10 protein-coding genes and 1 pseudogene are annotated in these 9,170 nt (G+C 58.3%); 6 read left to right on the top strand and 5 right to left on the bottom strand.

The genetic code is table 11. The features are described from left to right. The 3 genes from Q0288_RS03765 to Q0288_RS03755 all read right to left on the bottom strand — a co-directional run. The coding region (locus Q0288_RS03765) for a UbiA-like polyprenyltransferase (RefSeq protein ID WP_299427417.1) at positions 1-496 on the bottom strand (496 nt) is incomplete at its 3' end. Between the two features lie 239 nt (positions 497-735). After that, complete coding sequence (locus Q0288_RS03760; RefSeq protein WP_299427414.1) at positions 736-2,082, bottom strand: FAD-dependent oxidoreductase; 1,347 nt, start codon at positions 2,080-2,082, stop codon at positions 736-738. Between the two features lie 219 nt (positions 2,083-2,301). After that, positions 2,302-3,138, bottom strand: coding sequence for a sulfurtransferase (locus Q0288_RS03755; RefSeq protein ID WP_299427410.1), 837 nt, complete (start codon positions 3,136-3,138; stop codon positions 2,302-2,304). Between the two features lie 271 nt (positions 3,139-3,409). Here Q0288_RS03755 and Q0288_RS03750 point away from each other — a divergent pair, with 271 nt between their 5' ends. From Q0288_RS03750 to Q0288_RS03740, 3 genes are all read left to right on the top strand, one after another. Further along, a complete protein-coding gene (locus tag Q0288_RS03750; RefSeq protein ID WP_299427407.1) occupies positions 3,410-4,390 on the top strand; it encodes an MDR family oxidoreductase in 981 nt (326 codons plus the stop codon). A 184-nt stretch (positions 4,391-4,574) separates the two neighbouring features. Beyond that, positions 4,575-5,216, top strand: coding sequence for a lysophospholipid acyltransferase family protein (locus tag Q0288_RS03745; protein WP_299427404.1), 642 nt, complete (start codon positions 4,575-4,577; stop codon positions 5,214-5,216). Positions 5,217-5,323: 107 nt separating this feature from the next. After that, positions 5,324-5,626: an HU family DNA-binding protein gene (locus Q0288_RS03740; RefSeq protein ID WP_299427401.1), complete on the top strand. Its 303-nt coding sequence runs from the start codon at positions 5,324-5,326 to the stop codon at positions 5,624-5,626. Positions 5,627-5,701: 75 nt separating this feature from the next. Here Q0288_RS03740 and Q0288_RS03735 read toward each other — a convergent pair whose 3' ends face one another. Beyond that, positions 5,702-6,145, bottom strand: coding sequence for a hypothetical protein (locus tag Q0288_RS03735; RefSeq protein ID WP_299427398.1), 444 nt, complete (start codon positions 6,143-6,145; stop codon positions 5,702-5,704). Positions 6,146-6,253: 108 nt separating this feature from the next. Here Q0288_RS03735 and Q0288_RS18030 point away from each other — a divergent pair. The 3 genes and pseudogenes from Q0288_RS18030 to Q0288_RS03725 form a co-directional block, all read left to right on the top strand. Continuing rightward, positions 6,254-6,403 (top strand): annotated as a pseudogene (locus Q0288_RS18030) (hypothetical protein); the annotation flags it as partial. A 1-nt stretch (position 6,404) separates the two neighbouring features. After that, entirely contained in the window at positions 6,405-6,581 is a 177-nt protein-coding gene (locus Q0288_RS03730; RefSeq protein ID WP_299427395.1) for an ATP-binding protein, read from the top strand. Positions 6,582-6,620: 39 nt separating this feature from the next. Continuing rightward, positions 6,621-7,586, top strand: a complete 966-nt coding sequence (locus tag Q0288_RS03725; protein WP_299427392.1) for an N-acetylmuramidase domain-containing protein — start codon at positions 6,621-6,623, stop codon at positions 7,584-7,586. A 424-nt stretch (positions 7,587-8,010) separates the two neighbouring features. On the opposite strand, the gene Q0288_RS03720 is transcribed toward Q0288_RS03725, so the two are convergent. Then, complete coding sequence (locus tag Q0288_RS03720) at positions 8,011-8,745, bottom strand: pseudouridine synthase (protein ID WP_299427389.1); 735 nt, start codon at positions 8,743-8,745, stop codon at positions 8,011-8,013. Between the last annotated feature and the right edge of the window lie 425 nt (positions 8,746-9,170).

The following is a 9,170-nucleotide window of genomic DNA, read 5'->3' as shown; positions in this document are numbered from 1 at the left end:
CGAACAAAGCGGGTTCAAACGCGCCCGTGACGGCAATCCAGCCGCCTGCGGTGGCCGCCCCGATGGTCAAGCCCAGCCAGAAGTGGCATAGCCAGGTAAAGCGCTTGGTGTAGCTGTAGCCCACTAGAAAAAAAACCGCTACAGGCAGCAACTGAGCGGTTAGAGGGTTCAGGTTGAACGCGGCCACCACCAGACCCAGCAAGCCTACTACTGCCAACACCAGAACCTCGAGGGGCTTGACTACCCCCCTGGGCAGGTGGCGTTTGGCAGTGCGGGGATTGACGGCATCTATCTTCTGATCAATGAGGCGATTGAGGGCCATAGAGGAGGTGCGGGCACCCACCATCGCCACGGTAATCCAGCCAAACACCTCCCAGCCCGGCCAGCCCTTGGCTGCCAGCAGCATGCCGCCATAAGCGAAGGGGAGGGCAAAAAGGGTGTGTTCGAAGCGAACCAGTTCGAAATAAGTTTTTAGTCGGCTGGTCAAGGCCACCATACGTCTCCGCCCAAGTCTACTCTGAGGGAGGGCGAGCAATGTGGATAGATAGGGTTTTCGCGGTTCTATGGCGGCCCTACATCAACGGCGCCCCCCTCGGCTGGCTCTGGGGTGGGGGCTGTTATGGGAACTGCTCTGAATTCGGTATGAAAGATATCAGGTTGTAGCAGGATTGCACGAGGAGCCGCTGGTGATTTTGTACGCAAAGCTGAGCAGGACATCCCGTGTAATGCAGGCCCCTACTTACGACTCTCTAAAACCTCTTTGGCCGCTCGCTCCCCTGCTTCAATGGCCCCCTCGATGTAACCATAGTAGTGCAGTGCGGTTTCGGTTCCGGCCCAGTGAATGCGTCCGATGGGAACACGAATTTCCTCAAACCCCGCCGACATTACTCCCGGCGGGGCATAGCACTGGTAGCCTCCGCCAATAAAAGGCTCGGTGAGCCAGTCGTGGTCGAAGTAGAGCCTGGGGTATAAGGCTTCTTCCCCAAAGACCAGAGCGAGGTCTTCCAACACGGCTCGGCGACGAATTTCAAAAGGCTTGTCACTCCACAACACCGCATCGTCGCCGCCAATAAAAGCCACCAGGGCCGGGTTTCGCTCGTCGTGAGGGGTGGCATCTATGGTGTCATCGAAGAGCAGCTGATCGGGGTCTACCGGGTTGGCTGGTTTGTTGCGCCAGAAAGGATGGTCGTAGAGTGCGAAGCACTTGATCACCGAGCCCATCTCGAGCCGCTGCATGAGCCTGGTGCGGCGGCGGGGCAGCACCGGCTCAAAGTCTATGCGGGTGATCTGATTGGGCGGGATCGCCAGGATCACCCGCCCGGCCCGCACGCTAAAGCCCTCGGCGATGATGGTGACCCCCTGTGTATGGTGCAAAATGTCGTAGACCTGACAATTGAGGCGCAGCGCATCGCCTAGTTGGTTGGCCAGCCGGATGCAGATGGCCTGCATCCCCTCGAGTACCCGCAGGGTTTCGTTGCCGCGCTCGAGGCCCAGCACACCCTCGAAGCCGCCTGCGCTCTTAAGGCTGTAGAGCAGGTGCAGCACCGAGAAGTCCTTGGGTTCGATGGTGTACTCGGTGCGGATGATCTGATCGAACAGGTTGCGAAGGTAAGGGCTGTCCAGATTAATCTGCTTCCACTCCTCCACGCTCTGCACGTCCAGCGCAGAGGCGTTAGGAGTGGCCGAGGGCTTCTCCAAGTTCACACTCTCGACCAGAAAATCCAGTTGGGCCTTGACCCAGGCCCACTCCGCCTGGGTTAGCCGATCCATTGAGGTAAGCGGCTGCACCGCCAGATCAATCCGCCCAGAGTCATGCTGCTTGAAGGGGGTAAGTCCCAGTACTTGAATCAGCCCCATAACCCGGGGCATCTCCGGGCTGATCCACTGCCCGCCCAGATCGAAGGTCGAGCCATCGGGCAGGATCTTGCTCAAGAGCCGCCCACCTACGCGGTGGTGGGCTTCCAGCACCACTACCTCCAACCCCGCGCTTTGCAGTACCCGTGCGGCAACCAGCCCCGAAATCCCCGCACCCACCACCACCACATCTGCCTGGCCACTGCCATCCTCGTTTATACCGATCACCTACCCTCATGCCTTTGAGAGCTATCTGCCTGCTGCTGGCAGGTTAAAATTGGTGGTGTTTAACCCGGCAATACGGTTGTTTGTACGCGGTGTCGCCCCCCCGAAGGCGCGGCCCTGGCCGCTGCCCATTCCCGATTTGCCTTAGCATAGCGCACTTTCGGGTTATGAGCTGGGGAAAAACGAGATTCCACTGCGTATCCTGGCCCTGAGCCCAATTGCTCACTCCGCGCCCTTCGCAACCGGACGACTCTTAACCGACACCCAGTCGCTCCACGAACCGGCGTAGAGCCTGGCCTGTTTGCCTGCTAGCTCGAGCGCCAGCACGTTCGCGGTAGCCGAGACTCCCGAGCCGCAATAGGCAATAACCTCGCCCTCGAGCCCCGCGAAACGCTCGGCCTGGGCCTCGGCTTTTTTGAAATGCCCCGAAGCATCCAGGCTGTCCAACCAGTTGCGGTTGATGGCACCGGGAATGTGCCCGGCTACGGGGTCTATGGGCTCCACCTCGCCCCGGTAGCGCTCGGGGGCCCTGGAATCAATCAGGATGGTTCCAGCCGGGCAGTGGGCCACAGCGTCTGCATCCACCACCATCTGGAGTCTGGGCTTGGCCTTGAAAGTGGTAGAGGCATATTCGACTGCTAACGTGGAAACCTCATAACCTGCTTCCCTCCAAGCTTTGATACCGCCGTCCAGCACGGCTATCCGGTCGTGACCCAACCACCGCAGCAACCACCACAGCCGGGGGGCAAACATCCCGCCTGCGGGAGGTTCGTCGTAGGCCACCACCCAATGCTCATTACCGATGCCTGCGGCGCCCAGCTTCTTAGCCAGGTCTTCAGGCTCCGGCAAGGGGTGGCGGCCTCCCTGGCCACCCTGGCGCTTTGGGGCCGAAAGGTCGGCCTCGAGATCGAGAAAAATCGCCCCCGGAATGTGGCCATGCCGAAAAGCCAATCGTCCCGCCAGGGGGTCTTGCAGCGAAAAGCGGCAGTCCACAATCCGAAGCTGGCTATCGCCAAGGCGTTGGTGCAACCCCTCGACACTGACCAGTGGAGAGCTCATAACAGAAGTTTAACAAAGTCGAGGGTCTTGGGCCCTGGGTCACGCGCTAAAGCGAGGGTCAAGGGACATGGGATGGTCTTGCTGCTCGACACTGCATCGTAGAGATGTTTGTACACCATCCTCGAGGGCAGATAAGGTGTTTTGCATTTGGCTCTTGGCCATTTGCTATGGGCTATCGGCTATCGAACATCAGCCGTTAGCGTTCAGCTTTTGGCCTTCAGCTTTCGGCCAAACAGAGACGCATCCTATTGCTATCGTGTATTTTGTTGCCATGCAGACTTTCAAGGCACTGGTGGTGGAGTCCGGCGACCCCTATACCGCACACGTTCGTCAGGCGGCGCTAGACCAACTGCCCCAGGGAGATGTGCTGGTGCGGGTGGCTCACAGCAGCCTCAACTACAAGGATGGTCTGGCGATTACGGGTGCGGGCAAGGTCATCCGCAATTTCCCAATGGTTCCAGGGATTGATTTTGCCGGTACGGTGCTGGAGTCGGCCTCGCCGGATTACCGGCCTGGCGACCGGGTGATCCTGACCGGCTGGGGGGTGGGCGAGCGGCACTGGGGTGGGCTTTCGGAGCTGGCTCGAGTGCGCGCAGAGTGGCTGGTTCCCCTGCCGGAAGGGCTCTCCTTGCAGCAGGCCATGGGTATCGGTACCGCGGGTTTTACGGCCATGCTGTGCGTGATGGCCCTGGAGTCGCACGCAGTGGACAAAACCAGAGAAGTGCTGGTGACAGGTGCAGCGGGTGGGGTGGGCAGCGTGGCGGTCGCAATTCTGGCCCGGTTGGGCTACCGCGTAACCGCTGCTACGGGCCGGGTCAGCCAGGAAGCCTATTTGAAGTCACTGGGAGCGAGCGAAATTCTGGATCGCAGTCTTCTGACTACCCCACCGAAAGCGCTCGAGACCGAGCGTTTTGGCGGTGCGGTGGACACGGTGGGCGGTGCGGTACTGACGGGGGTGCTCCCGCGCATGGCCTACGGTGGAAGTGTGGCGGCTTGCGGAAATGCAGGTGGAGTGAAGCTCGAGACCACAGTGTTTCCCTTTATCCTGCGGAGCGTGAACCTGCTGGGGATAGACTCGGTCATCTGCCCCAGAGAAAAACGTCTCCTGGCCTGGAAACGCCTGACCCACGATCTGCCCAGGCCCCTGTTGGAAGCCGCCATGCAGACCGTAAGCCTGGAAGAAGTGCCCGAACTCGCCCGGGCTATCCTGCAAGGTCAGGTGCGGGGGCGGGTGGTGGTGAAGCTATCCTGAACAGCGAATAAGAGGGTTCAGGGAACGGCCAGGAGCGGTTCCGGGGGAAAACTTCGTACGCTTGGATGAACGCCGGGGCTCTGGTTCTGGGTGGTTTTCAAATGAACCGCTGTTGTGATCAGGGCCCTGGCTTTTGGCTACGGGCCCCTGGTCAACCGTTTTTTGCTTGCTTATGATGGGTGCGATGTACGCGTATGGTTTGAGGGTTTATCGCTTCACCAGGGGCCTGGCTCGAGTGTTACTCCAGGTGTTGTTTGGACTGCGGGTCGAAGGCAGTGAGAAAATCCCCCCGGAAGGCCCGGTGATACTGGCCTCCAACCACATTTCCCTGGTTGACCCGGTGGTGATGGGGGTGGCTTGTCCGAGGGTGGTAAGCTATATGTCCCGCGACGATGTGTTCGAGTATCCCATCCTGCGCTGGTTGCTGCCACGGCTGTATGTGATTCCGGTCTCGAGGGGTTCCGGCGATCTTGGGGCGGTCAAAGCCGCCATTCGAACCCTTAAGGGCGGCACCGCATTTGGCATTTTTCCCGAGGGACGTCGTAGCCGAACCGGCTCCATCGAACCTTTCAAAACCGGTGCTGCTGCCATTGCGCTACGCACCAGCGCTCCGATCATTCCCGCTGCCATCATCGGCAGCGATAAAGCCTGGCCGGTGGGTAAGGGGCCGCGTCTGCGGCGTCCCATCCGGGTTGTATTCGGCGACCCCATTGCCCTGCCCCCCGGAAAGACCGATCACCAGACCCTGGAAGAGGTGACCCGTCAGCTCGAGGCTGCCGTGACCGCACTTTTACCCCCCGAGTATCATAGAAAGCCCACCGTTTAGGCATTCTGTCTGGAGCGAAACAGCTACCAACGCTGCCCTGGTGCTTGCAATTTGGAGATGAGGTGTGCTACACTCCGTGCTGAAGGGAAAATAAAGGAGGTAATCACATGGCAAGAGGTGGATCCAAGAAAACCAGAACCAAAGCAGATCTGATTGACCAAGTAGCCACTGCCGCTGGCTTGAAGAAAAAAGATGCTAAGGCCGCTGTGGACGCTTTCCTGGGCAAAGTCGAAGACGCCCTCAAGGCCGGTAGCAAAGTGCAACTGACCGGCTTCGGCACCTTCGAAGTGCGCAGCCGTAAAGCCCGTACTGGCGTGAAGCCCGGTACCACCCAAAAGATCAAGATCCCCGCTTCTAAGTATCCCGCCTTCAAACCCGGCAAAGCCCTGAAGGAAACCGTCAAGAAATAAACTTGCAGTCCCTTCCAATAGGGGAGGCTTCGGCCTCCTCTATTGCTTGTGTTATCGCACCTCACCGGGCACTATTCAACCGAGACGCAATAACGGCCGCCACCAGGGGATGGCCAACCACATCAAAGCCAGGCTCAACCCATACCAGATCAGAGCCTGGCGTTGTTTGAGCAAGGCATCGGCGGCTTTTTTGACGCGGATACTGCCCACATGCGCCATAACCACCGCTGCCAGCATCAACACCCAGTGTTCAGCAATAAAGAAGCGGGTCTGGCTGTTTTGCATGGCAGCACCGAGGTTCCCCAGCGCACTTTGAACCAGAGGGCTCAGAACCATCAGCATAAGGCCCAGCACCAGTTGCAGATCCATCAAACCGGTGTAGATTTGTCCGGCCCGCCGATCGGCAGGAAGATAGGCACGGATCCTGAGTCCGTTGACGCTTCGGTAGATCAGATATATTGCTGCAAGCAGCACCAGCCACCGGGCGATGTTGTGGATGGACAGAAGCAAATCGTACATGCATCTAGCCTAGAGCAAATTCACAACAAAAATACGCCACCCTGAAGGGGCAGCGCTCTATTCCGACAAATTCTGCTTCTATTGCGGCTGTACCGCACGCTCGAGAGGGTGGAGGAGAGCTGGTTATTACTCGACAAGGCCGTGCGCTACGTTGGCCCTGAAAAGTTTGAGGTTACCGTTCTGGTAAATCAGAACCAGGTTCAAATCGAGATGCGAGATTTCGGGCCTGGTTTGAGCCAGGAAGCGCTGGAGCACGTGTTTGAACGCTTTTGTAGGGGGGATGCTTCGCGCACCCGCGCCGTGGGCAGGGGGCTCGGGGCTGGGCCTGACCATCGCCCGGGCCATTGTGGGGGCCCATGGCGGAAAGTTGGGGGTGGTTGACCACCCCCAAGGGGGCGCAGTGTTAACGATCTATCTTTCTGTAACCGGGATGTAACGCTATCTGAGGTAGACTCAGATCCTCGAGAGGGAGTGTATGGCACAGCGTATGGGCAGAACCACCACCCATTTGAATTTGCGCAAAGGGCCTGGCCCCCGCTTTGCGGTCATTGCAATCCTAAAGCCGCAGACCCGCGTGCAGGTTCTGGATGAGCAAGGCACCTGGCTTCGGGTACTGGCCCGGGGGCAGGAGGGGTTTGTGCATCGAGATTTTGTGCTACTGGAGATGCAGCGGGTCAGACCCGGTTTCATCAACCCCGATGACCCGCGGCTGATTGCTACTCCACTGATGCCGGCCAGGCTGATTGCTGCCGGCGCTGTCCAGACGACCGAGGAACGCCTGCTGGCGGGTGTCTGGAACCGGCTGGGAGGCTTGATCGAGGTGCTCTCAGGTCAGCTCAAGCTCGAGCCTGCCGTGGCGGTCGCCGTTTTTGCCACCGAGTCTGGCGGGCGTGGTTTTGCTGCCGATGACCGCATGATCATTCGTTTTGAAAACCATCTCTTCTACGATTTCTGGGGCCAGCGCAACCCCACCCGGTTCAATCAGCATTTTCGCTTTAGCCCCAGCAGGCGCTGGCAGAACCACCAGTGGCGCAGGGATCCCAGTCAGCCCTTCCAGGCTTTTCATGGCGATCAGAACCTGGAATGGGAGGTGTTTAACTTTGCCCGAGCCCTGGACGATCAGGCCGCAAAAAAATCGATCAGCATGGGTGCCCCCCAAATTCTTGGCGCCAACCATGCCTCGATTGGCTACGAATCGGTAGATCAGATGCTCGAGGATTTTTCTCAGGAAATTCGCTATCAGGTGGTGGGCTTTTTCAATTTTATCCGGGGGGCAGGCTCCACCTCGAGGATGCTGGCAGCCTTGCAAGCCGGAAACTACCTGCAATTCGCCGCCTACTACAACGGCCCTGGCAATGCCGCCCGCTACGGGGGTTTGATTGGGGGCCGGGTGGAAACCTTTGCCCGGATCAGGCCAGCCCAGGGACTGCAGCCGGTTTAGTTACCATGTATCTCCACGCCCCGAAGGCGTAGCAGCGGAGCCGCGCCAAGCGAAATTTCTATCCTGGGCAGGCCTACCCATCCACCCCGTAACATTGACGGTTTGTGGATGGGTCAGTAGACCGCTTTCCACCAGTGGCGTACTTGAGATGCAGGCTTTTCTGGATGGTTCAAACGGGGAAATCTTCGCGAAGGGAACCGGCGCTGAGCAAGAGCGTACGAACCTGTCCTGCACATCCCGACAGCCGGAGTTTTTCGTTGCTGGCCTGAAGAGCGAGTGCGGCAAGGGAAGTACTCGAAGGTTGGAGTCGTTACCCACCAGAGATGTCCAGAAACCCTTCCTGAAGCCGGTTTTTGCATACTACTTTTTATTTTTGCATATTGTGCTATACTACTTTTGCTTGCGGGAAAGAGACCCGCTTTTTTTATTCCCGCAAATCCAGTCCCACTGCTGTATACAGCGCGTGTATTTCTACCGGTAGAAGTTTGCGGGACTCCCCCGCCAGTAGATCATTGGGAAGCGAGACTGGCCCAAAAGCAATGCGCTTAAGGTAGGTTACCTGGTTACCCCTGGCGGCAAACATCCGTTTGACCTGGTGAAACTTGCCTTCGTGAATCACCAACTCTACCTGGTGGGGATTGGGGCCAATTTGCAGTTCGGCGGGTTGGAGCGCCTCGCCATCGAGCTCGATTACACCATCGGCAAATACGGCCACATCTTCGGGTGTGGCCGGGACAGCCAGCTCGGCATAGTAGCGCTTTTCCACCTTCCAGCGTGGGTGGGTCAGGCGGTGTAGCAGTTCGCCATCGGTGGTAAGCAGCAGGAGTCCTTCGGTGTCTTTGTCCAGGCGGCCCACCGGCATCCAGTCGTCGCGCTGCAATTCCTCGGGCAACAGGGCTGTGATCGGGATAGCATCGCGGTCTCGGGTTGAGGTTACATAGCCAGCCGGTTTGTTGAGCAACACGTAAAAGAACGCTCGATAAACCAGGGGTTCACCATCCACTTCGATGCGCGACTGGAGAGGGTCAAACTTGAATGCCGAGTCGGTGATGGTTTTGCCATCAATGGCAATCAGGCCCGCTCGAGCCAGCCTGTGAATTTCTTTGCGGGTGCCGATACCCAGGTGGGCCAGCACTTTATCCAAGCGTTTTCTGGACATATTAAACAAAAAACCCCCATCGCTTGGGGTCAGTGTAAACATCGTATCGCAATATGCGCTATGCGTCAAGTCTATGCACCTGGTCATCGTAACTTAACCCAAACCCCCGGACGGGAACCCGAAAGGAAGCCGTCTGGAGGGGCCAGACCCGTTAGCCCGCCCCCCTTTGTAGCCCGGCACCCAGGCGTAACGCCCGGTGTAATTTTGTGCAAATCCTGCAAAAAGTCCGCACTTAGTGTAGTAACGACAGGTAACTGCAATTCGGTAGTCTGCGTTATGTTTCATCAGTGAATTCTACTTGATTCTGCTTCTACTACCGGGTGTCTTTCCAAACCCAATTGCTTTAGCGGCTGTGGGGTTAAATAACCGTATGAAGATCTACACCAAAACCGGCGACCGGGGCGAGACCGGCCTGTATGGCGCCG

Source organism: uncultured Meiothermus sp., from assembly GCF_937863175.1.
Lineage (GTDB): Bacteria > Deinococcota > Deinococci > Deinococcales > Thermaceae > Meiothermus.
The sequence above is the reverse complement of the archived record's forward strand: the minus strand, read 5'-3'. Positions and strand labels throughout refer to the sequence as shown.